20 protein-coding genes are annotated in these 21,737 nt (G+C 73.6%); 7 read left to right on the forward strand and 13 right to left on the reverse strand.

Going from position 1 to position 21,737, the window contains the following annotated elements:
- Window positions 1–34: 34 nt before the first annotated feature.
- Window positions 35–2,056 carry an NADPH-dependent 2,4-dienoyl-CoA reductase gene (locus tag IF20_RS13880; protein WP_052865429.1) on the reverse strand — a complete coding sequence of 674 codons (2,022 nt, stop codon included), beginning with the start codon at window positions 2,054–2,056 and terminating at the stop codon, window positions 35–37.
- Window positions 2,057–2,333: 277 nt separating this feature from the next.
- On the opposite strand from IF20_RS13880, the gene otr(A) reads away from it, so the two are divergent.
- Complete coding sequence (otr(A), locus tag IF20_RS13885) at window positions 2,334–4,283, forward strand: tetracycline resistance ribosomal protection protein Otr(A) (RefSeq protein WP_052865430.1); 1,950 nt, start codon at window positions 2,334–2,336, stop codon at window positions 4,281–4,283.
- 23 nt (window positions 4,284–4,306) lie between these two features.
- Here the strand turns inward: otr(A) and IF20_RS13890 are convergent, their stop codons facing one another.
- Entirely contained in the window at window positions 4,307–5,305 is a 999-nt protein-coding gene (locus tag IF20_RS13890; protein WP_052865431.1) for a zinc-dependent alcohol dehydrogenase family protein, read from the reverse strand.
- A gap of 40 nt (window positions 5,306–5,345) precedes the next feature.
- A complete protein-coding gene (locus tag IF20_RS13895; protein ID WP_052865432.1) occupies window positions 5,346–6,194 on the reverse strand; it encodes a DeoR/GlpR family DNA-binding transcription regulator in 849 nt (282 codons plus the stop codon).
- A 210-nt stretch (window positions 6,195–6,404) separates the two neighbouring features.
- Here IF20_RS13895 and IF20_RS13900 point away from each other — a divergent pair, with 210 nt between their 5' ends.
- Both IF20_RS13900 and IF20_RS13905 read left to right on the forward strand, forming a co-directional pair.
- Window positions 6,405–6,785, forward strand: a complete 381-nt coding sequence (locus IF20_RS13900; RefSeq protein ID WP_052865433.1) for a hypothetical protein — start codon at window positions 6,405–6,407, stop codon at window positions 6,783–6,785.
- 200 nt (window positions 6,786–6,985) lie between these two features.
- Window positions 6,986–7,348 carry an STAS domain-containing protein gene (locus IF20_RS13905; protein ID WP_052865434.1) on the forward strand — a complete coding sequence of 121 codons (363 nt, stop codon included), beginning with the start codon at window positions 6,986–6,988 and terminating at the stop codon, window positions 7,346–7,348.
- A 23-nt stretch (window positions 7,349–7,371) separates the two neighbouring features.
- Here IF20_RS13905 and IF20_RS13910 read toward each other — a convergent pair whose 3' ends face one another.
- Window positions 7,372–7,869 (reverse strand): Lrp/AsnC family transcriptional regulator, encoded by a 498-nt coding sequence (locus IF20_RS13910; RefSeq protein ID WP_052865435.1) that lies wholly within the window; start codon window positions 7,867–7,869, stop codon window positions 7,372–7,374.
- A gap of 59 nt (window positions 7,870–7,928) precedes the next feature.
- Between IF20_RS13910 and IF20_RS13915 the strand changes: the two genes are divergently transcribed.
- The gene (locus tag IF20_RS13915) at window positions 7,929–9,170 is read left to right on the forward strand and encodes a trans-sulfuration enzyme family protein (protein ID WP_052865436.1); all 1,242 of its coding nucleotides are present in this window, start codon (window positions 7,929–7,931) and stop codon (window positions 9,168–9,170) included.
- Here the strand turns inward: IF20_RS13915 and IF20_RS13920 are convergent.
- The 3 genes from IF20_RS13920 to IF20_RS13930 all read right to left on the reverse strand — a co-directional run bounded on the left by IF20_RS13920 (window position 9,097) and on the right by IF20_RS13930 (window position 13,082).
- Window positions 9,097–10,338: a GNAT family N-acetyltransferase gene (locus IF20_RS13920; protein ID WP_407702493.1), complete on the reverse strand. Its 1,242-nt coding sequence runs from the start codon at window positions 10,336–10,338 to the stop codon at window positions 9,097–9,099. The genes IF20_RS13915 and IF20_RS13920 overlap by 74 nt on opposite strands.
- A 142-nt stretch (window positions 10,339–10,480) precedes the next feature.
- Complete coding sequence (locus IF20_RS13925; protein WP_052865438.1) at window positions 10,481–12,061, reverse strand: alkaline phosphatase D family protein; 1,581 nt, start codon at window positions 12,059–12,061, stop codon at window positions 10,481–10,483.
- Window positions 12,062–12,230: 169 nt separating this feature from the next.
- On the reverse strand, window positions 12,231–13,082 hold the full coding sequence (locus IF20_RS13930) for an alpha/beta fold hydrolase (protein WP_110944147.1): 852 nt from the start codon (window positions 13,080–13,082) through the stop codon (window positions 12,231–12,233).
- Between the two features lie 204 nt (window positions 13,083–13,286).
- Between IF20_RS13930 and sigJ the strand changes: the two genes are divergently transcribed.
- Entirely contained in the window at window positions 13,287–14,183 is an 897-nt protein-coding gene (gene sigJ, locus IF20_RS13935) for an RNA polymerase sigma factor SigJ (RefSeq protein WP_052865439.1), read from the forward strand.
- A gap of 12 nt (window positions 14,184–14,195) precedes the next feature.
- Here sigJ and IF20_RS13940 read toward each other — a convergent pair whose 3' ends face one another.
- Window positions 14,196–14,906 (reverse strand): hypothetical protein, encoded by a 711-nt coding sequence (locus IF20_RS13940; protein WP_052865440.1) that lies wholly within the window; start codon window positions 14,904–14,906, stop codon window positions 14,196–14,198.
- Window positions 14,907–15,155: 249 nt separating this feature from the next.
- Here IF20_RS13940 and IF20_RS13945 point away from each other — a divergent pair, with 249 nt between their 5' ends.
- The gene (locus tag IF20_RS13945; protein ID WP_052865441.1) at window positions 15,156–15,911 is read left to right on the forward strand and encodes a GntR family transcriptional regulator; all 756 of its coding nucleotides are present in this window, start codon (window positions 15,156–15,158) and stop codon (window positions 15,909–15,911) included.
- A 69-nt stretch (window positions 15,912–15,980) separates the two neighbouring features.
- Here the strand turns inward: IF20_RS13945 and IF20_RS13950 are convergent, their stop codons facing one another.
- The gene (locus tag IF20_RS13950; RefSeq protein WP_052865442.1) at window positions 15,981–17,138 is read right to left on the reverse strand and encodes an ROK family transcriptional regulator; all 1,158 of its coding nucleotides are present in this window, start codon (window positions 17,136–17,138) and stop codon (window positions 15,981–15,983) included.
- A gap of 127 nt (window positions 17,139–17,265) precedes the next feature.
- Between IF20_RS13950 and IF20_RS13955 the strand changes: the two genes are divergently transcribed.
- Complete coding sequence (locus IF20_RS13955; RefSeq protein WP_052865443.1) at window positions 17,266–17,778, forward strand: hypothetical protein; 513 nt, start codon at window positions 17,266–17,268, stop codon at window positions 17,776–17,778.
- Here IF20_RS13955 and mug read toward each other — a convergent pair.
- From mug to IF20_RS13975, 4 genes are read right to left on the reverse strand one after another with little or no spacing between them, the layout of a single operon-like run.
- Entirely contained in the window at window positions 17,709–18,260 is a 552-nt protein-coding gene (gene mug / locus IF20_RS13960; RefSeq protein ID WP_052865444.1) for a G/U mismatch-specific DNA glycosylase, read from the reverse strand. The two genes, IF20_RS13955 and mug, sit on opposite strands and share 70 nt — an antisense overlap.
- Window positions 18,261–18,282: 22 nt before the next feature.
- Entirely contained in the window at window positions 18,283–19,716 is a 1,434-nt protein-coding gene (gene purB / locus IF20_RS13965; RefSeq protein ID WP_052865445.1) for an adenylosuccinate lyase, read from the reverse strand.
- 59 nt (window positions 19,717–19,775) lie between these two features.
- Window positions 19,776–20,573 (reverse strand): DeoR/GlpR family DNA-binding transcription regulator, encoded by a 798-nt coding sequence (locus tag IF20_RS13970; RefSeq protein ID WP_052865446.1) that lies wholly within the window; start codon window positions 20,571–20,573, stop codon window positions 19,776–19,778.
- A 32-nt stretch (window positions 20,574–20,605) separates the two neighbouring features.
- Window positions 20,606–21,679 carry an NAD(P)-dependent alcohol dehydrogenase gene (locus IF20_RS13975; protein ID WP_052865447.1) on the reverse strand — a complete coding sequence of 358 codons (1,074 nt, stop codon included), beginning with the start codon at window positions 21,677–21,679 and terminating at the stop codon, window positions 20,606–20,608.
- Window positions 21,680–21,737: the final 58 nt, after the last annotated feature.

The following is a 21,737-nucleotide window of genomic DNA, read 5'->3' on the forward strand; positions in this document are numbered from 1 at the left end:
TCACCACCGCCGGTACCCGCATCCTAGGGCGCGCTCAGATGTCGGCGGCCAGCCGCGTGCCCTGCAGGATGGCGCGCTTGGCGTCCAGCTCCGCCGCCACGTCGGCGCCGCCGATGACGTGCGCGGTGTGCCCGGCCGCCACCAGCGCGTCGTACAGTTCGCGGCGCGGCTCCTGGCCGGCGCAGAGCACGATCGTGTCGGCCGCGAGGACGCGCTTCTCGCCGTCGACGGTCAGGTGCAGCCCCTCGTCGTCGATGCGGTCGTAGGCGGCGCCCGCCGTCATCGTGACGCCGCGGTGACGCAGCTCCGTGCGGTGGATCCAGCCGGTGGTCTTGCCCAGCCCCTTGCCGACCTTGCTGGTCTTGCGCTGGAGCAGATGGACGGCGCGGGGGGCGGCCGCCCGCACCGGGGCCTTGAGCCCGCCGCGCTCGCCGTACGCGGTGTCCACGCCCCACTGGCCGAAGAACACGGCCGGGTCCAGGCTCGCCTGCTCGCCGCCGTCGGTCAGGAACTCCGCCACGTCGAAGCCGATGCCGCCGGCGCCGACCACCGCCACGGTCTTCCCGGCCTCGACCCGGCCGGTGAGCACGTCGAGGTAGCTGACCACGCTGGGGTGGTCGATGCCGGGGATGTCCGGGGTGCGCGGCGTGACGCCGGCCGCGACCACGATCTCGTCGTACCCGCCGGCGCCCAGGTCCTCGGCGGTCACGGCGGTGCCCAGCCGCACGTCGACCTTCAGCTCCTCCAGGCGCGTACGGAAGTACCGCAGCGTCTCGTTGAACTCCTCCTTGCCCGGGATGCGGCGGGCGACGTTCAGCTGCCCGCCGATCTCGTCGGCGGCGTCGAAGAGCGTCACGCCGTGCCCGCGCTCGGCCGCCGACACCGCGAAGGCCAGGCCCGCCGGGCCCGCGCCGACCACGGCCAGCTCCTTGCGGCGGCGGGTGGGGGAGAGGCTGAGCTCGGTCTCGTGGCAGGCGCGCGGGTTCACCAGGCAGGAGGTGATCTGCCCGGAGAAGATGTGGTCCAGGCAGGCCTGGTTGCAGCCGATGCAGGTGTTGATCGCGTCCGCGCGGCCGTCGGCGGCCTTGGCGACGAAGTCGGGGTCGGCGAGGAACGGGCGGGCCATGGACACCATGTCGGCCCGGCCCTCGGCGAGCAGCCGTTCCGCGACCTCGGGGGTGTTGATGCGGTTGGTGGTGACCAGCGGGATCGACACCGCGCCCATGACCTTCTGCGTCACCCAGGAGAAGGCGCCGCGCGGCACGGACGTGGCGATGGTGGGGATGCGGGCCTCGTGCCAGCCGATGCCGGTGTTGATGATCGTCGCGCCGGCCGCCTCGACCTCCTTGGCGAGCTGCACGACCTCGTCGTACGTGGAGCCGCCGGGCACCAGGTCGAGCATGGACAGCCGGTAGATCAGGATGAAGTCCGGGCCGACCCGCTCGCGGGTGCGCCGCACGATCTCGACGGGGAAGCGGATGCGGTTCTCGTAGGAGCCGCCCCAGCGGTCGGTGCGCTGATTGGTGGGCGCGGCGATGAACTCGTTGATGAGGTAGCCCTCCGAGCCCATGATCTCCACGCCGTCGTACCCGGCCTGCCGCGCGAGCTCGGCGGCCCGCACGTAGTCCTCGATGGTCTGCTCGACCTCGTCGTCGGTGAGGGCGCGCGGGGTGAAGGGGTTGATGGGGGCCTGGAGCGCGCTGGGCGCCACCAGGTCCTCGCTGAAGGCGTACCGCCCGGTGTGCAGGATCTGCATGGCGATCTTCCCGCCCTCGCGGTGCACCGCCTCGGTCACCTGCGCGTGCTCGGCGGCCTCCGCCTCGGTGGTGAGCTTGGCGCCGCCGTCCATGGTGCGGCCCGCCTCGTTGGGGGAGACGCCGCCGGTGACGATGAGGCCGACGCCGCCACGGGCCCGCTCGGCGTAGAAGGCGGCCATCCGCGCGAACCCGCCCGGCGCCTCCTCCAGCCCGACGTGCATCGAGCCCATCAGGACTCGGTTGGGCAGGGTGGTGAACCCCAGGTCCAGCGGGCTCAGCAGGTGGGGGTACGGGCTCATCCGAAGTCTCCTCGCGCGCACAGTGCCGACGAGCTTCGTTTGTAGACGAGCGAAGCAGGTTTTGCAACATGTTGCATAACGAGGTGTGGGTCACTCCGGCCGGGCGGCGGGAGCGTGGCGCGAATAAATCGGTTGCGGCCGCGCGCCCCGGTACCGGCATGATGAGGCCGCCGTTCGCCGAGCGGCCCGGCCACCCACGGACAGGAGCACGCAATGCGCCGATTCCTCGACACGACCCAGCGCCCCTATCGGACGGTCATCGAGGACATCGGCACCCATGCGTACTCAGCACACCCCGAGCGCCATCCGGCGCACCCTGAACATCGGCATCCTCGCGCACGTCGACGCCGGTAAGACCAGCCTCACCGAGCGGCTGCTGCACGACACCGGAGCCATCGACCGGCTCGGCAGCGTCGACGCCGGCACCACGCACACCGACACCGGCACCGTCGAGCGGCAGCGCGGCATCACCGTCCGCTCCGCCGTCGTCTCCTTCACCGTCGGCACCACCCGGGTCAACATCATCGACACCCCCGGCCACGCCGACTTCGTGGCCGAGGTGGAACGCGCCCTCGGGGTGCTCGACGGTGCCGTCCTGGTGCTCTCCGCCGTCGAAGGCGTCCAGGCGCACAGCCGTCTCCTGATGCGCACCCTGCACGAGATGCGGCTGCCCACGCTGCTCTTCGTCAACAAGATCGACCGCGCCGGCGCCTGCCATGACGGCCTGCTCGCCGACGTCCGGCGGAAGCTCACGCCGCACCTCGTCCCCATGACCGCGGTGCGGGGTCTCGGGACGCGTGCCGCCCGCACCGTTCCGCACTCCCTCGACGAGGCGGACTTCCGCACCCGGGTGGCCGAGACGCTCGCCGAGACCGACGACGCCCTGCTGGCCCGCGTCGTGGACGGGCCGTACCCCACCGCCGCCGAGCTGCGCACCGCGCTCGCCGACCGCACCGCGCGCGGACTCGCGCACCCCGTGTACTTCGGCTCGGCGCTCAGCGGCGAGGGCGTCGCCCCGCTCCTCGACGGCATCACCGGGCTGCTGCCGCCCGCCGCCGTCCCGGAACCGGAGCCGGCACCGCAGCCGCGGGGCACGGTATTCGCCGTCGAACACACCGCCTCCGGGGCGCGGAGCGCCTACGTACGGCTGTACTCCGGCGAACTGGCGGCCCGGCAGCGGGCCACCCTGCACCGCCGCGAACCGGACGGCACCCCGTACACGTACAGCGGCCGGATCACCGCACTGGAGGTCGTCGGCGCGGCCGACGGGACCGGCCACCGGCTCACGCCCGGCAACATCGCGCGGATCAGGGGAGTGACCGGCATCCGGGTCGGCGACCGGCTCGGCGCCCCGGACGACGAGGCACACCGGCCGCACTTCCCGGCCCCGACCCTCCGCACGGTCGTCCGGCCCCGCGAGCCGGGCCCCGGCGCCGCGGCCCGGCTCCACGCGGCGCTGCGGCGGCTGGCCGAGGAGGACCCGCTCATCCACGCCTGCGCCGAACCGGACGGCACCACCTCCGTCCTGCTGCACGGCGAGATGCAGAAGGAGATCATCGCGGCCGCGCTCGCGGACGAGTACGGCATCGACGCCACCTTCACCCCGAGTCGGGTGGTGTGCCGCGAGCGGCCCGCCGGCACCGGCGAGGCCGTCGAGGAGCTGGGCCACCGCGCCCCGGCCCCCAGCGGCCACTGGGCCACCATCGGGCTCCGCGTCGACCCGGCAGCGCACGGCACCGGCGCCGCCTTCCGCTACGAGACCGAACTCGGCGCGCTGCCCCGCGCGTTCCACGCCGCCATCGAGGAGACCGTGCACGCGGCACTGCGCCGTGGGCCGCACGGTTGGTCCGTCACCGACTGCACCGTCACCCTCATCCGCTCCGGTTTCGTCGGCCCGGTCAGCACGGCCGCCGACTTCCGCGGCCTGACCCCGCTGGTGCTGGCCCGCGCGCTGGACCGGGCCGGCACCCGGGTGTACGAGCCCTACCACGCCTTCGAGGCCGACGTGCCGGCCGACGCGCTGCCCGCCGTCACCGCCTGCCTGACGGCGCTCGGCGCGGACATCGCGGAGACGACCGCCGACGCGGCCGCCGCCTGGCTGATCAAGGGCACCCTTCCGGCCCGGCACCTGCACACCGTCGAACGGCGGCTGCCGGGCCTCTCGCACGGCGAGGGCACCTGGTGGTCCCGGCCCTGCGGAGACCGGCCGGTGAAGGGCGGCGCGTAACGGCGGCTTGCTCGCACCCGCCCTCAGGACGCCGGACGGAGCTGGATCTTCCGGCCGGTGCCCTGCCGGAAGGTCTCCAGCGCCGTGCCGAACTCCGCCAGCCCGTACGCGTGCGTGATCATCGTGTCGGCGTCCAGCGCGCCCTTGCCCATCAGCTCCACGGCCCGCCCGAAGCTGTGCACCACGGCCATCGAACCGACCACGGTGATCTCGTCGTTGTAGATACGGAACGGCGAGATCTTCGCCATGGCGTCCGAGGGCGCCACGCCGAACTGCTGGAACGTCCCGCCCCTGCGCACCCGCGTGAGCGCGTCCTCGATCACCGCCACCACGCCCGTGCAGTCGATGACGATCTCCCAGCCCTGCGGCCGGTCCAGCGCGTCGGCGCCGGTCGCCACCGCGTCCGCACCCAGCTGCTCGGCGACCTTCAGCCGCTCGGTGTTGATGTCGACCACCGACACCGAAGCGGCCCCGGCCCGCCGCGCGAGCTGCAGCATCATCAGGCCCATCGTGCCCGCGCCGTAGATCAGGTAGTGCGCGCCCAGGTCCCGCGGCAGCACGTCGAAGCCGTGCACGGCGCAGGACAGCGGCTCGATCAGGGTGCCCTGCGCGAGGTCCACGCTCTCCGGCAGCCGGTAGCAGTTGGCCGCCGGCACCTTGACGTACTGCGCCATCGCGCCGTCCACCGTGTCGCCGATCGCACCCCACCGCTCGCAGAGGTTGCCCCGGCCGATGCTGCAGAAGTGGCAGGCCCCGCAGAACAGCGACGGGTCGACCGCGACCCGGTCGCCCTCGCGCACCCCGCCCGCCTCCGCGCCGAGTGCCACCACCGTCCCCGTGAACTCGTGCCCGGGGATGATCGGGTACGGCGTCGGCGCGAACTCCCCCTGCACGATGTGCAGATCGGTCCCGCAGATGCCGACGGCGGCGACCTCGACGACGACCTCGCCAGGGCCCGGAGTGGGGTCGGCGACGGTCTCGACGGAGTGGGAGCCGGGGGTCTGGATGACGACGGCACGCATGGTGAACTGCCTTTCGGGAAGGGGGCGTTGCTGCTGACGCTCAGTCGGTGTCGGGGTCCCTGCCGGGGTCGGTTCCGGCGGTGGCGGGGTCGTGCGGCGGGACCGTGCGGACCCGTACGCCCAGCCGCTCGATGGCGGCGACCTGGTCCGCGGGCGTCGCGGCGTCGGTGACCACCAGGTCGTACCCGGACGCATCGCCGTACCCGTGGGTGGCGGTCCGGCCGAACTTGGTGTGGTCCACCGCCAGTACGCTGCGCTCGGCCGCCGCCCGCAGCGCCGCCTTCAGCTCGGCCCACTCCTGGACCGGATGGAAGAGCCGGGCGCGGTCGACGGCGGTGGGGGAGGAGAAGGCGACGGTGGCCCGGACCCGGGCGAGGTGGCGCAGCGTCTCCGGGCCGGCACAGGCCTCGAAGTCGGGACGGTAGCGGCCACCGAGCACGACGACCTCCGTACCGGGCGCGCCCGCGGCGCCGATCAGCGACGCGACGCGCAGGGAGTTGGTGAGCACGGTCAGCCGCTCGATGCGGCCGAGCCGGCGGGCGAGCGGGAAGAGGGTGGAACCGCAGTCCATCAGCACCGTGTCCCCGGGACGGACCTCCCGCACCAGCAGGTCGGCGAACGCCTCCTTCGCCTCGGCCTGCTGGTCCTCGCGGAACCGGGTCGCGGTCTCCACCGTGACGGTGGGCAGCGCGACGGCCCGGCCGCGGCGCTTCTCCAGCAGCCGCCGGGACTCCAGGTTGGCCAGGTCGCGGTGCACGGTCATGGCGCTGACCTGCAGGGTTTCGGCCAGTACGGCGATCCGTACGGAGCCCTCGTCGATGACCTGCTGCAGCACCCGGCGGCGCCGCTGCTCGACCTCGGCCTCGGACCCACGACTCTGCCGTACCACGGTGTGCCTTCCTCGACGCGTGCTCGCTCGCCGCGCAACATCACACACTTCCTGTGATGTTTTGGCAAGAGGGGGCGGTCTTGCCCCGGCGTCGCCGCGTGCCCGAGGCTGAAACGGACGCCACCGGAGCAACGGCAGGAGGGCAACGTGCCGCAACCGGCGCCGCAAGGACCGCCACCCGGCCCCGCGAGAGGACGCCCCGACCCGGAAGTGGCCGAAGTCGTCTACCTGGTCGGGCAGGAGTTGGACGCCTCGGACAAGGCCGTGCTCGCCGCCTTCGAGGCCGCGCTCGTCGAATCGGGCATGGAGAACCTCGACCACGGCGACCTCGACTCGGTCGGCGTGTTCCAGCAGCGCCCCAGCATGGACTGGGGCACGGCCGAGGAGTGCATGAACGTCAACCACGCCGCGCACCGGTTCTTCGCGCGGGCCATCGAGGAGGACGCGGGCGCCCCGGAGCTCACGGCCGGTCAACTGGCCCAGAGCGTCCAGGTGTCGGCGCACCCGGGCCGTTACGACGCACGCGAGGAGGAGGCCCGGCTGCTCATCGAGACCACCCGCGACGCGCTGGAGGAGGAGCCGCGCGCGTAGCCGGAGCGGCGGTCGGCGTGCCGCGCCTCGTGCGTACGCCGTGTGACCGTGGCCGCGGCACATGCCCGTGCCACGGTCACGGTCTGTGACGGAATTCTTCGATCGGTTTCGATCGCGGGGTCGTGCGAGGCCCTGTTCCGCGTCACTATGGGCCCGAACCGGCGAGGCCGTGAGCGGTCGGCAGAAGGGAGGCGGCCGGGATGCATGTGAAGACCCGGACCGACAGGCGCGTACGGATCGAACGGTGGCCGGTCCCCGCCGGCTCACCCACACTGGCCAAGCTGGCCGTGGTGGGTGTCCTGGACGGCGACAGCGTCAGCGAGCTGTGCGACGCCACCGCGGCGGTCATGGCGAGCGGCGCCCGGCACCTCCGGCTGGACCTGTCCGGGGTCACCTCCTGCGACAACGCCGGCCTCTACACCCTCCTCGGGGTGCAGAGCGCGCTGCGCTCCCTGCGCGGCAGCCTGGTCCTGATCCGCCCCAGCCTCCCCGTCCACCGGGGCCTGCGCGCCGCCGGCCTGCACCTCAGGCTGGTCATCGCGCCGCCCGGCTCGGTGATGTAGCGAGCCCGGCGCGCCTCAGGCGTTCAGCGCGTCTTCTCGCCGGCCGCTTCCGCCGGCGGCAGCAGCGGGCCGCACGTCCAGCGCTGGAAGACCAGCCGCGTCTCGACCCGGGCCACCTCGCGGCGCGCGGTGAACTCGTCCAGGACCAGCCGCTGGAGGTCGGCCGCGTCCCGGACGGCGACATGGACGAGGTAGTCCTCGGGGCCGGTCAGATGGAAGAGGGAGAGCGCTTCGGGCAGCGAGCGGATCCGTTCCACGAACGGGCCGACCAGCTCCCGGCGGTGCGGTCGCACCTGCACCGACAGCAGCGCCTGGAGCCCGCGACCCAGTTTCGCGGGGTCCAGGCGTAGTTCGTGCCCGAGGATCACGCCACTGCGGCGCAGTCGGGTCACCCGGTCCAGACAGGTCGACGGCGCGACGCCGACCGACGCGGCCAGCTCGCGGTACGTGGTCCGGGCGTCGTTCTGCAGCAGGCGTAAAATCTCCAGGTCCACCGGATCGAGACGTACAGAGTCGGCCATGTCCCGAACGTAACACGGAAGTTGACCATCCGGTCAGCCCGCCTGACCAGCATCGTGGCATGACCCGTTCACCCGCGCGCCCGGACCGCGCCCCCCTCACTCCCCTCACCGTCACCGCACCCCGCGCCGCCCTGGCCACCGAAGCCGTGCACGCCGGCCGCGAGGATCTCGCCGCCCAAGGGCTGCACGCCGCCCCGCTGGACCTGTCCACCACCTATCCCTCGGCGGACAGCCGGGCCGAGGCCGCCCGCCTCGACGCGTTCGCCGCCACCGGAGCCGAGTTCGAGGGGCCACCCGTCTACGGCCGGCTCGGCAACCCCACCGTCGCCCGCTTCGAAGCCGCGCTCGCGCGCCTCGAAGGCACCGAGTCCGCCGTCGCCTTCGCCAGCGGCATGGCGGCCCTCACCGCCTGCCTCCTCGCCCGGCACGCCGAAGGCCTGCGCCACGTCGTCGCCGTCCGCCCGCTGTACGGCTGTAGCGACCACCTGCTGACCGGCGGGCTGCTCGGCACGGACGTCACCTGGACCGACCCGGCCGGGATCGCCGCCGCGATCCGACCCGACACCGGCCTGGTCATGGTCGAGAGCCCGGCCAACCCCACGCTCGCCGAGACCGACCTCGCGGCCGTCGCGCACGCCTGCGGATCCGTACCGCTGCTGGCCGACAACACCTTCGCCACCCCCGTCCTGCAGCGCCCCGCCGAGGCCGGTGCCCGGCTGGTCCTGCACAGCGCGACGAAGTACCTGGGCGGCCACGGCGACGTGCTGGGCGGCGTGGTGGCCTGCGACGAGGAGTTCGCGCGGCGGCTGCGGCAGGTGCGCTTCGCCACGGGCGGCGTGCTGCACCCGCTCGCCGGCTACCTGCTGCTGCGCGGGCTGGCCACCCTCCCCGTACGGGTGCGGGCCGCGTCCGCCACCGCGGCCGAGCTGACCCGGCGGCTCGCCGCGCACCCCGCGGTGGCGCGGGTGCACTACCCGCGGCTCGGCGGTGCGATGGTGGCGTTCGAGGTGTGCGGGGACCCGCACGAGGTGACCGCCGGGGTGCGTCTGATCACCCCGGCGGTCAGCCTCGGCAGCGTCGACACGCTCCTCCAGCACCCGGCGTCGATCAGCCACCGCATCGTCGACGCCGCCGACCGCGCGACCGGCGGCATCTCCGAGAAGCTGCTGCGGATGTCGGTGGGCCTGGAGGACGTCGAGGACCTGTGGCGGGACCTCGACGCGGCGCTCAGCGGCCGGCCGTCTCCCGCGTACCGGGAACCGGCTGCGGCCGGCGCCGCAGCCCCGCCGGCCGGGCCGTGATCACCAGCGTGCCCTCTTCGATCTGGTAGTCCAGCGGCAGCCCGAGGCCGCGCATGGCCGCCACCATCCCGGTGTTGGACGCCTGCGTGATCGCGTACACGCTCTCCGAGCCCGTCTCGGCGGCCATCGCGACCAGCCGCTCCAGCAGCTCTGCGCCGATGCCGCGGTGCTGCCAGGCGTCCTCCACCAGCAGCGCCACCTCGGTCTCGTCGCCGTCCCACAGCAGGTGGCCCAGGGCCACCAGCCGCCCGGACGCGGTCTCCACGGCGAGCGTGCGGCCGTGCCGCGGGCTCAGCAGGTGGTCGAGGTAGCGGACGGAGTCCTGCACCGGCCCGTTGTAGCGCAGCGACAGCGTCCGGTCCGAGCAGCGGTCGTGCATCTCGCGGGCCGCTGCCAGGTCGGAGGTGTCGGCCCGGCGCACCGTGAGCGGGGCACCCTCGGAGAGGGTGAGGGTGTCCCGGCGCTCCGGCACCCGCTGGCCGAGCCGGGCGTCCAGCTCCACCAGAGCCCGCACCCGGGCGAACTCGGTCGGGGTGAACGGCAGCTGCGGCCGCTCGATGGTGATCGACCCTCCGGACGGGTCGCGGAACTTCATGATGTGGTCCTCGAGAACGCCTTCGTCCGGCACCCGTTCGGCCAACGGCTCGCCCTTCAGCGTGCGCGCGGGTACCGAGTGGATGGTGCAGCGGCCCAGCAACTGCCGCAGCGACAGGGGGAGTTCCGCGGAGTCCAGGGCCGTACGGGTGGCCAGGGACAGCATACGGGCCGGCGCGTCGACGAGATCATGCGCATCGGCGCGTTCCAGCCAGGTGTCCCGGCCGCCCGCCGCGGCCACCGCTCCGGTCAGCACGGTCCGGTCCGGCGCGCCCGGCACGCGCAGCAGGAACTCGTCCACCGTGCCGTCCGACAGCGGGTGGGTCTGCAGGCTCAGGATGTCCACCCGGTGCGCGGCCAGTGCCTGGCACAGCGCGGCCAGGCTGCCCGGCTCGTCCCGTACGGTCGTGCGCATGCGCCACAGCGTCGTGTCGGGAAGCGCCGCGCCCTCGGTGAGGGCGGGCGCGGGCGACGCCGTGGCGCCGGTATCGCCCGGCGGCGGCGCCGGTTCCTGGCGTCCTGACCACCCGCGGGGCAGGCCGGTGGCGAGGCGGTCGGCGGCCCGCCGCCACATCGAACGGCGGGCGGTGCAGTGCTCGGTTTTCTCAGTCATGCACCCCAGCATCACCGACCGGTGTTGCATGATCACAAACGACGTGTGACCGCCAGGTAAAGGACGCAATTGCCCTTACCGCCGCCTTCGGCGGCAATCGCCACTACTGTCCGACTCGCCCCGGTTGCAGGATCTGGCTGAACAACACCTCACCGTTGTCCTGCCGCAGCCGCACCGTCAGTTCCCCGCTCCCGCCGTCGATGTCGATCTCGCCGAAGTACTGCGGCGTCTCGGCCGGCGAGGTGTTCGCCCGGTTCGGCGCCTTGAGGAACCGCTGCTCGGGCCCGAACGTACCGTCCAGCTTCAGCGCCTGGAACCCGCCCGCGTTCAGCGGCCCGGAGACGAACTCCCAGAACGGCTCGAAGTCCTTGAACGCCGCCCGTGCGGGGTCGTAGCGCTGCGCCGAGGTGTAGTGCACGTCCGTCGTCAGCCACAGCGTGCCCGTGATCCGCCGGTGCTTGATGTGCCGCAGCAACTCCGCGAGCTGCAGCTCCCGCCCCAGCGGCTGCCCCGGGTCGCCCTGCGCCACCGCCTCGAAGCGGGTCTTGCCGTCCGGCACGACCAGCCCCAGCGGCATGTCCGAGGCGATCACCTTCCACACGGCCCGGGACCGCGACAGCTCCCGCTTCAGCCAGCGCAGCTGCTCGGCGCCCAGGATGCCCTGCGCGTCCTCGGCCTGCTCGTTCCCGGAGTTGGCGTTCCGGTACGTCCGCATGTCCAGCACGAACACGTCCAGCAGCGGCCCGTGGTGGACCACCCGGTACACCCGCCCGTGCCCGTCCGGGCGCAGCGTACGGATCGGGAAGTACTCGCTGAACGCCCGCAGCGAGCGCGCGGACAGCACGTCCACGTCCTTCACCGTGTACCGGTCGTCGTCCAGGACCTGCCCCGGATACCAGTTGTTGTGCACCTCGTGGTCGTCCCACTGGGTGATCGTGGGCACCTGCGCGTTGAACCGCCGCAGGTTCTCGTCCAGCAGGTTGTACCGGAAGGCGCCGCGGAACTCCGCCAGCGTCTCGGCGACCTTCGCCTTCTCCTCGGTGGTGACGTTGCGCCAGGTGCGCCCGTCGGGCAGCTGCACGCTCGCCTCGATGGGGGAGTCGGCGTAGATGTTGTCGCCGCTGCACAGGAAGAAGTCCGGGTCCCGGCGCCGCATCTCCTCGTAGATCCGGTAGCCGCCGCGGTCCGGGTTGATGCCCCAGCCCTGCCCCGCGAGGTCCCCGGACCACAGGAACCGCACCCGTTCGCCGCGCTTCACCGGCGCGGTGCGGAACGTGCCGGTCACCGGCTCGCCCGCGCGCCGGGGGTCGTCGGGGTCGGCGAGCGTGACCCGGTAGTGGATCTGCTCGCCGGGCGGCAGGCCGCGCAGCGACGTGACCCCGGTGAAGTCGGTCCCCGCGCCGACGACCGGGCCGTGCCAGGTCCGCGCGTTGCGGAACGACTCGGTCGCCGCCGTCTGCACGGTCATCCGCGCGGGCCGGTCCGAGCGCACCCACACCAGCCCGGAGCCGGTCGTCACGTCACCCACCTGCACGCCCCACTCGGCGCTCGGCCGGCCGCCGCGCGCCTGGGCAGGCGCCGCGCAGCCGATCGCCGGCAGCGCGAACGCCGCGGACGCGGCCGCCGCCCCCTGCAGCACCGTCCGCCGCCCGAGGGCTCTGCCGTCCGCTGCTCCCTGCGCCATGTGCGTCCTCCCGTGGTCCGATCGCCTTCGCCGACGTCCCGTTCGTACCGGCCTCCGGTGCCCCGCGGCCGAACCCCTGGTGAACAACGGGGTGACGGCACCACGGAACGCCGAACCGGCCCATGGTCGCAAGTGGCGGGGAGGATGGCCAGGAGGCCGGCGCGGGGCGTCAGCTCCCGGTCGGCGCCACCGTGTCCAGGATGACGCGGGCCACGAGAGCCGGGTCGTCGTTCATGGGGACGTGGCCGCAGCCGGGAAGGCGTACGAGGCGGGCGCCGGGGATCACGCGCTTGGCGCGCAGCCCTTGGCGGGGCAGCAGCAGCCGGTCGCGGCTGCCCCAGCCGATGGTCACCGGGATGTCCGGGATGTCGTGCTGGAAGAGCACGCCGGGGCCGCGCCCCGCCGCGAGCGTGGCGGTGAAGCCGGGCGCCTCCCGCAGGGCCCGCGTCTCGGCGGCCACGGCGGCCGGCGAACGGCGCCCGGGTCGTGCGTAGATGGAGCTGGTCAGCGCCGCGCGGCCGGCCGCCGAACGGGCCAGCGCCTCGACCACCGGCTGCGGCAGCGCCTTCGCCCCGGCCCGCATGCCCATCAGCACTCCGAAGGCGTACCGCCGTTCGGCCTCCGTCCAGAAGCCGGCCGGGGACAGCGCCGTCACCGACCGCGCCGCCCCGGTCAGGCCCAGCTCCAGCGCGAGCAGCCCGCCGAGCGAGTTGCCCACCACGTGCGGCCGCTCGATGCCCAGCGCCGCGAAGGTGTCCGTCAGCAGCGGGACGACCGACGTCATGCCGTACGGCACGCCGTCGGGGAGCGCGGGCGACGCGCCGAAGCCCGGCAGGTCGAGCGCGATCACGTCGTGCGAGGCGGCCAGGACGCTGAACACCGGTTCCCAGGCCTGGTAGTGGTGGCCGATGCCGTGCAGCAGCACGACCGGCTCGCCGGAGCCCTTGCGCTCGTACGCGACCGTGAACGGCGGACGGCCGTCGGGGGAGACGTGCAGGGCGGAAGCCGTAACGGTCGTCATGGGGCTCCTTCGAGGGGAGGGGAAGCCGTCGGGGGAGGGGCCGTTCGTGGGGACGGCCTGAGAGACACCATGTCAGCAATCATTACCCGGCGGTAGCAGGCGGACCCCGATTCCGCGGAGCGCACCGTCCGCGGGACGGCCGCCGGGCGCGCGGCCGTACGCCGTAGGCTGGACAACGCGCGGCCGTGCCGGTGGGATGAGGGCGTGCTCACGGATGCCGCGACCGATGTCTTCGAAGAACACCGCCCCTTCCTGCAGGGCGTCGCCTACCGCATGCTCGGCCGGGTGGCCGACTCCGAGGACGTCGTCCAGGAGGCGTGGCTGCGCTGGTCGGCCGCCGACCACGAAACGGTGCGCGAGCCGCGTGCCTACCTGGTGCGCGTCACCACCCGGCTCGCCATCGACCGGCTGCGCCAGGTACAGGCCCGGCGCGAGACGTACGTGGGGCCGTGGCTGCCCGAGCCCGTCGCGACCGACTTCGGGGGCGCCGTCCCGGACGGCGCGGACCGTGCCGTCTTCACCGAGTCCGTCACGCTCGCCGTCCTCGTCGTCCTGGAATCCCTCTCGCCGCTGGAGCGGGCCGTCTTCGTGCTGCGCGAGGCGTTCGGCTACTCGTACGCCGAGATCGCCGCGGTACTGGAGCGCGGCGAGCCCGCCGTGCGCCAACTGGCGGGGCGTGCCCGGCGCCACGTGGCGGAGCGCAAGCCGCGCTTCGAGGTGAACCCCGAGCGCCAGCGCGACCTGACCGAACGGTTCCTCGCCGCCGCGGCCGGCGAGGACCTCCAGGGGCTGATCGGCCTGCTCGCCGAGGACGTCCGGCTGGTCGGCGACAGCGGCGGCAAGGCCAAGGCGCCGCTGCGCGTCATCGAGAACTCCGACAAGGTCGGCCGCTTCCTGGTGTCCGTCGCGAAGAACCAGCCGGCGGAGATGCGGTGGGACCTCGCCGCGCTCAACGGCGGGTTCGCGCTCGTCGGACGGGTCGGCGACCGGGTCGACACGCTCTTCCAGGTCGACGTGGTGGACGGCCGCATCCAGACGATCTACGTCGTCCGCAACCCCGACAAGCTGGCCGCGCTGGGGGAGGAGCCCACCGCGGCCTGACGCCCCCTTCGCCTACCGCGGTACGACGCCCGCCGCCCGTGCCGCGGCACGCAGACCGGTGCGCGGGCTGGTCAGCACCTCAGTACGGACGTCGGCGCGCTCCGCCGCCGGCGCCATCGACGCCTGCGCGAGCACGATGACGTGCGCGCTCCTGGGCGCCCCGGTGTCCTCCGCGCCCTCCACCGCCTCGTCCACGGTGACCGCGCTGCCGTCGGTGTCCGCCGCCCGCACGGCCTCGGTCACCGCGGCGAGATGGCCCTCGTGGTCGTCCGCCTCGAAGAGCGCGAACGCGTCCGGCACCAGATGCGTACGGACCACCACCCGCCGGCCGGCGCGCTCCGCCTCCTCCTCGATGAGCGCGACCGTCGGTTCCAGGGTGCTCGCCACCGTCGCGAGGACGGTGATCCGCTCGCCGCCCGCCACCGCGGCCGCGGCCATCGGCCGGTCCGCGCGCAGCACCGGTACGCCGAGCTCCGCCCCGGCCGCCTCGGCGACGCCGCCGATCGTGGAACACGTGCACAAGGCGGCCGTCGCACCCTCGGCCACGGCCGCCGCGAGGGCACCGCGCACGTCGTCGGCGACCGCTTCGGGACCGGCCTCGCGCGCCCGGTCGAGCAGCTCGGGATGGACGAGGTGACGGAGCTTCAGCGCGGGCGCCTCCTCGTCGCGCAGCGCATCGAAGACGGGGACGTGGGCCGGTGAGGTGTGGAGGACGGCAAGCATGCCGGCACCGTACCCGCCGGAAACGAACCAATGCCCCCCTGGTGTGCCACGCCCGGCCACCGTCCCTGACCGTGTTGAGTCGGTCACGCTACGGCATCGGATCGCCGATTGGTCTTGACCAAGGGTGGGGCCGCCCATATCGTCGCAGGGATACTTCAACAACCTTTAATAAAGAACCGCTCAAAACCCGAGGTCACTCGGGGACACCCCCGGAGACGGACCGGGGAACCGGCGATTGCGGAGGACAGGGTGGGGACCACGCAGCTCGACACGGTGCAGGAACCGAAGTACTGGCACCTCAAGACCGTGCTCAGTGACGCGCTCGACTCGGAGTTCGCGGTCGGCGAGATCCTGCCGAACGAACGGGACCTCGCGGCGCGCTTCGGAGTCGCGCGGGCCACGCTCCGGCAGGCGCTCGAACAGCTCGAACTCGAAGGCCGACTGCAGCGCCGCCGCGGTGTGGGCACCACGGTCGCCCCGCCCCGTATGGGCGTGCCGGTGGCGGACCGGTCCGGCCACAGCTGGCCCGGCGCGCCCGGCGACGCCTGGCAGCCGGTCGACGCGGTCGCGGTGGACGGCGGTGCGGTCCCGGCGGCCGTCGCCGAGGCGCTGGGCACGGGCGCGGGGGACACCCTGCACGTCGTACGGCGCACCCGGGTCGACCACGGTCAGCCGGTCGCGGCCGAACTGCTCTACGTACCGGCCGGATCCGTCCCCGGGCTCGTGGCGGACGCCACCACCGGTCCGGTCGCCCGCGCCCGTGCCGTCCTGCACGAGTTGCAGCGGCTCGCACTGGACGGCGAGGAGCGCGCCGTGGAGCTCGGCTCCGCCCGCGCCGAGGACGCCAAGCAGCTGGACCGGCTGCCCGGCGCCCCCGTCCTGGTCGTCACCACGCGGTACGTGACCGGTGGCCGCACCACCGCCGTCGCGGTCTCCACGTACCGTGCCGACACCTGCCGCCTCACCTTCGGCGACCACGACACCCTGGACGTACTGCCCGGCTGACCGTTCGTCAGCCGTCCCTGCCCGGCCGGCCGCCGGACCGCTCGGCGGTTCCGCGCGGCCGGCACCCGGTCACCGCCGGGCCGTGACCGTACCCTCCACCGCGAAGAGCTGTTCCTCCACGTGGTCGAGGGCCAGGCGCAGCGCGCCCGTCGCCACCACGGCCTCGCCGAGGACGGACAGGGCGACGTGGGGTGGCCGGAGGCAGTAGCGGGCCAGTTCCTCACGGAGCGGGCCGAGCACGCCGTCCAGTCCGGCCGCCCAGCCGCCGATGACGACGATCTCCGGATCGAGCGCGAGGACCAGCGCCGCGACGTCGTGGACCAGGCGTTGGAGGAAGCGCTGCACCGCGTCCCGGGCCTGTGCGTCGCCCTCGCGCGCGAGCGTGAAGACCTGCGCGACCTGCGCCTCGTCCAGCGGGTGCAGCGGTTCGCCGGTCGTCGACAGCAGCGTCTCGGGCGTCGCCTCCCGCCCCAGCAGGTGCAGCGCGCCGATCTCGCCGGCCGCCCCGCCGAACCCGCGGTGCAGCCGCCCGCCGATCAGCGACCCCGCGCCCGGACTCAGCCCCGCCAGCACGAACACCACGTCGTCCGAGCCCGCCGCCGCGCCCTTCCAATGTTCGGCGACCGCCGCCGCGTTGGCGTCGTTCTCCACCAGTACCGGGCAGCGGAACCACTTGCGCAGCCGTTCGCCCAGCGGCAGCCCCGTCCACCCCGGCAGTGCGGTACCCAGCCGTACCCGGCCGTCCGCCTCCACGATGCCGGGGCCCGCGACGCCCACCGCGCGCAGCGAATCGCGGGCCACGCCGGCCTGCAGCAGCAGATCGGCGGCGGTGTCCCGGACGCACGCCAGCCGCCGGTCGGCCGGCATCGCCTCGTCCACGTCGTGCTGGACCGAGCCCAGCACCCGCCCGCACAGATCGGAGAGCAGGGCCGAGACCCGGTGCGGGCCGATCTCGATGCCCAGCAGGTGCCCGGCCTCGGCACGGAAGCGGAAGCGGCGCGCGGGCCGGCCCTGCCGCCGCGCCGCGCCCTCGTCCGCCGGCGCCTCGACGACCAGCCCCGACTCGATCAGGCCCTCGACGACCCCTTCGACGGTCGGCCGGGACAGGCCGGTGAGCTCCACCAGTTGGGTCAGGGTCGCGGAGTCGGCGCCACGCAGCGCGTGCAGCACCACGGCGGAGTTGATCCGTCGCAGCAGAGAGGGGTCCCCGCCGGTGAGCCGCCCCAACGTCCGTCTCCCTCGCCTCGGGTGTTTGCGGGATCGTAACCGGTCGGACGGCCGGCGGCGAGCCCACAACTGCGCTGGTCACGGCCTGTGACGACCGATTGTCAGAGGCAGGGTTTCTACTGGTGACATGACGAGGCAACAGATTTCCGGTCACCTGTCCGCTCACCTGTCCGCGATCGATGCCGCTCTCGCCGCGCCCGGCGACGCCGGCCGGCTGCTGACGCTCCGCAGAAGCGCGGAGTTCTGGGACCCGGACCCGGCGGACGAGCGGGCCGCCGCCGAGGAGTTCGAGGCGGAGCGGTCGGCGCTGGACGGGATGCTGTCCTCGCGCTGGGGGCCGCCCGGGGTGCTGGACCTGACGCCCCATCTGGAGCGGTCGGCGATGGGCTTACCGGTGCGGCCACCGCTGGCCGACCTGTCCGCGCTGACTCCGGCGGCGCATGTGTGGACGGTCGGGGAGTGCCGGGTGGCGACCGGCGTGGGACGGGCCGCCGAGTACCTGCCGTACGAGCTGGTCGCGGCGGTGTGGCCGGACAGCGAGGCGGGCCCGCCGCTGCCCCGCCAGGGCGGTCACTCCTCGGCGAACGCTGCCGCGCGCAGCCGGCCGTACTCCTCCGCCAGCGTGGTGGGGTTCCAATGAGCGTTCAGGCCGCTGGGGTTGGGCAGCACCCATATCCGGGCGCCGCCGATGGTCCGCTCCTGCGGCCCGACCTTGGCGTGCTTGTCGCCGAAGGCCGCGCGGTAGGCGGTGACGCCGGCGACCGCCAGCCAGGCCGGCCGCAGCCGGCGCACCTTCTCCTCCAGCTGGCGGCCGCCCTCCTCGAACTCCTCCGGCGCCAGTTCGTCCGCGCGGGCCGTGGCCCGCTGGACGACGTTGGTGATGCCGACGCCGTACCGCAGCAGCTCCTGCTCCTCGTCCGGCCGCAGCCGCCGGGGGGTGAATCCGGCGGCGTGCAGCGTGGGCCAGAAGCGGTTGCCGGGCCGGGCGAAATGGTGGCCGGTCACGGCCGACATCAAGCCCGGGTTGATACCGCAGAAGAGGACCCGGAGCCCGGTCGCTGCCACGTCCGGGACGAGGCGGCCACGAGCGGCTTCCAGTTCTTCGGGGGTGAATCGCGGCACGGCGCTCCGTTCTACGGGAGGGTCAGAGGATGGAACCGGGCGTGTAGGCCGCGGCCTCGGGGTGCGCCTTGGCGATCTTCTCGATGCGTGCGACCACGGCCGCCACCTGGTCGGCGGCGGCGCCGGTGAAGGACAGCTTGTCGGCCATCGCCGCGGCCAGCTGGTCGCGGTCCAGCGGGATCCGCTCGTCGGCGGCCAGCTTGTCCAGCAGCTCGTTGCGCTCGGCGCCCTGCTCGCGCATGGCGAGCGCGGCGGCCACGGCGTTCTCCTTGATCGCCTCGTGCGCGACCTCGCGGCCCACACCGGCGCGTACGGCACCCATGAGCACCTTCGTCGTGGCGAGGAAGGGGAGGTAGCGGTCCAGCTCGCGGGCGATGACGGCGGGGAAGGCGCCGAACTCGTCCAGGACGGTCAGGAAGGTCTCCAGCAGGCCGTCCAGCGCGAAGAACGCGTCCGGCAGCGCGACCCGGCGGACCACGGAGCAGGACACGTCGCCCTCGTTCCACTGGTCGCCGGAGAGCTCGCCGGCCATCGAGGCGTAGCCCCGCAGGATGACCATCAGGCCGTTGACGCGCTCGCAGGAGCGGGTGTTCATCTTGTGCGGCATCGCCGAGGAGCCGACCTGGCCGGGCTTGAAGCCCTCGGTGACCAGCTCGATGCCGGCCATCAGGCGGATGGTCTTGGCGAGCGAGGACGGCGCGGCGGCCAGCTGCACCAGGGAGGTGACCACGTCGTAGTCGAGCGAGCGGGGGTATACCTGGCCGACGGAGGTGAAGTTCTGCGCGAAGCCGAGGTGGGAGGCGATGCGCTGCTCCAGCTCGGCGAGCTTGCCGGCGTCGCCGCCGAGCAGGTCGAGCATGTCCTGCGCGGTGCCCACCGGGCCCTTGATGCCGCGCAGCGGGTAACGGGAGAGGAGGTCCTCCAGCCGGCCGTAGGCGACGAGCAGCTCGTCGGCGGCGGTGGCGAAGCGCTTGCCGAGGGTGGTGGCCTGCGCGGCGACGTTGTGCGAGCGGCCGGCCATGACCAGCTCGGCGTGCTCGCCGGCCAGCTTGCCGAGCCGGGCGAGGACGGCGACGGTGCGGTCCCGCATCAGTTCGAGGGAGAGGCGGACCTGGAGCTGCTCGACGTTCTCGGTCAGGTCGCGGGAGGTCATGCCCTTGTGGACCTGCTCGTGACCGGCGAGGGCGTTGAACTCCTCGATCCGGGCCTTCACGTCGTGCCGGGTGACCTTCTCGCGCTCGGCGATGGAGGCCAGGTCGACGTTGTCCAGGACTCGCTCGTAGTCGGCGAGGGCCTGCTCGGGCACCTCAACGCCGAGGTCCTTCTGTGCGCGGAGCACGGCGAGCCACAGCTTCCGCTCCAGCTTGACCTTGTACTCGGGGGACCACAGGACGGCCAGCTCCGTGGAGGCGTAGCGGCCGGCCAGGACATTGGGGATGCGGGGCTTTGCAGTCACGTGAGCCGATTCTACTGTTCGTTTGCGCAGGCCAGTGCCACGGTCCGCATTGTGGCTTGCTACAACCGCACCGGGACGGCCGTGACCGGCACGCCCAGCTCCCGCACGGCCGCGGTCTCCGCCTCGTCCGTGCCGGTGTCGGTGAGCACCGCCTCGTACGAGGCGGCGTCCCCGTAGCAGTACGTCGCGGTCCTGCCGAACTTGGTGTGGTCGGCGAGCAGCAGGCTGCTCGCGGCGGCCGCCAGCATCGCCTCCTTGACCTCGACGAACTCCGGCAGTGGGTGGTAGAGCCGGCCGTCGTGCACCGCCGTCGCGGACATCAGCGCCAGGTCCGCGCGAATCCGGGACAGCGCCCGCGTCACCTCGGGCCCGGTGCAGGAGTGGAAGTCGCCCCGGTACTGCCCGCCGAGCAGCGTGACGTCCGCGGCGCCGGCCGACGACAGCCGCTGCGCCAGCCCCACCGAATTGGTGACGACCCGCACGCCCTCGGCCCCCGTCAGCGCGTCGGCCAGCGGGTACAGCGTGGTGGAGTCGTCGATCAGCACGGTGCTGCCGGGCCGGACGCGTTCCGCGGCGGCGGCGCACAGCGCCTCCTTGACCTCGCGGTTTGCGTCCACCCGGAAGCGGGTGGCGGTCTCCATGGTCAGCGCCGGGAAGGCGACCGCGCGCCCTCGCTCCTTGCGCAGCAGGCCGCGTACCGCGAGGTCGTCCAGGTCGCGGTGCATGGTCATCAGGCTGAGGTCGAAGTGCGCCGCGAGGGCGTCGATGCGGATCTCGCCCCGCTCGGCGACGTACCGCAGGACGTCCTGCCGGCGGTCCTCGACGGCCGCCTGCGACAGCCGTGGCCTGGCGGACACCCGGGCCTCCTTCCTCGTGGGGCGGCGTGCCGTCAGGCGCCGGTGCGCGGCCGCGCACCGGGCTGCGGGCACACCACGGCCTTGATCGCCGTCGGGTCGGCGGCGCCCGCGGTGAGTGCCGCCACGCTGTCCTCCAGGCCGTACCGGTGGGTGACCAGCCGGGCCAGGTCGACCTCGCCGGCGGCGGCCAGCGCGACGGCGGTCGGCCAGGTGTTGGCGTACCGGAAGGTGCCGGTGACCTCGATCTCGAAGTTCTGCACGTGTGCCAACGGCAGCGGGATCGTGTCCCCGCCCATCCCGACCAGCACCGCGCGCCCGGCCCGGCCGAGCGCCCGCAACCCTTCCTCGGCGGCGGCCGGCGCGCCCGAGCACTCCAGCAGCACGTCCGGCTCGTAGCCGGTGTCGGCGAGCCGGGTCGTGCGCGCGTCCACGGTGGTCGTGGCGCCCAGCTCGCGGGCGACGGCGAGCCGCTCCGGCGCGACGTCGGTGACCACGACCTCGCTCGCCCCGAAGGCCCGCGCGGTCTGCAGCGCGACCAGCCCGATCGGTCCGGCGCCCGTCACCAGCACCCGCGAGCCGGGCCCGACCCGCCCCTTGCGGGAGGCCCAGACGCCGACGGAGAGCGGTTCGAGCAGCGCCGCGCCCTCCGCGCCGAGCGACTCCGGCACCGGGTGCGCGAAGTCCTCGTCGACGGCCACGTACTCGCACAGCGCCCCGTCCACCGGCGGCGTGGCGTAGAAGGACACGTCGGGGCAGAGGTTGTACCGGCCGTGCCGGCACTGGGCGCAGCGGCCGCAGGGCACGCCGGGCTCGATGGACACCGGCCGGCCGACGGTGTGCCGGTCGGCGCCGGGCCCGAGTGCGACGACGGTGCCGCCCGGCTCGTGCCCGAGGACCATGGGGGCGCGGACGACGAAGTCGCCGATCCGCCCGTGCTCGTAGTAGTGCACGTCGGAGCCGCACACGCCGACCGCCTCGACGCGGACGAGCACCTGCCCGGGGCCCGGCCGGGGCACGGGGCGCTCCTGGATCTCCAGCTGCTTGGGCGCGACGAGCACGGCGGCGCGCATCGTCTCCGGGACGGCGTACTGAGCGGTGGTGGGCATGCGGCTTTTCTAGCAGAGGAATGCAGCGGGAAAGCAGAGTTGTTAACGCATTTTGCGA

It is taken from the genome of Streptomyces niger (assembly GCF_000718305.1).
Classification (GTDB): Bacteria; Actinomycetota; Actinomycetes; order Streptomycetales; family Streptomycetaceae; genus Streptomyces; species Streptomyces niger.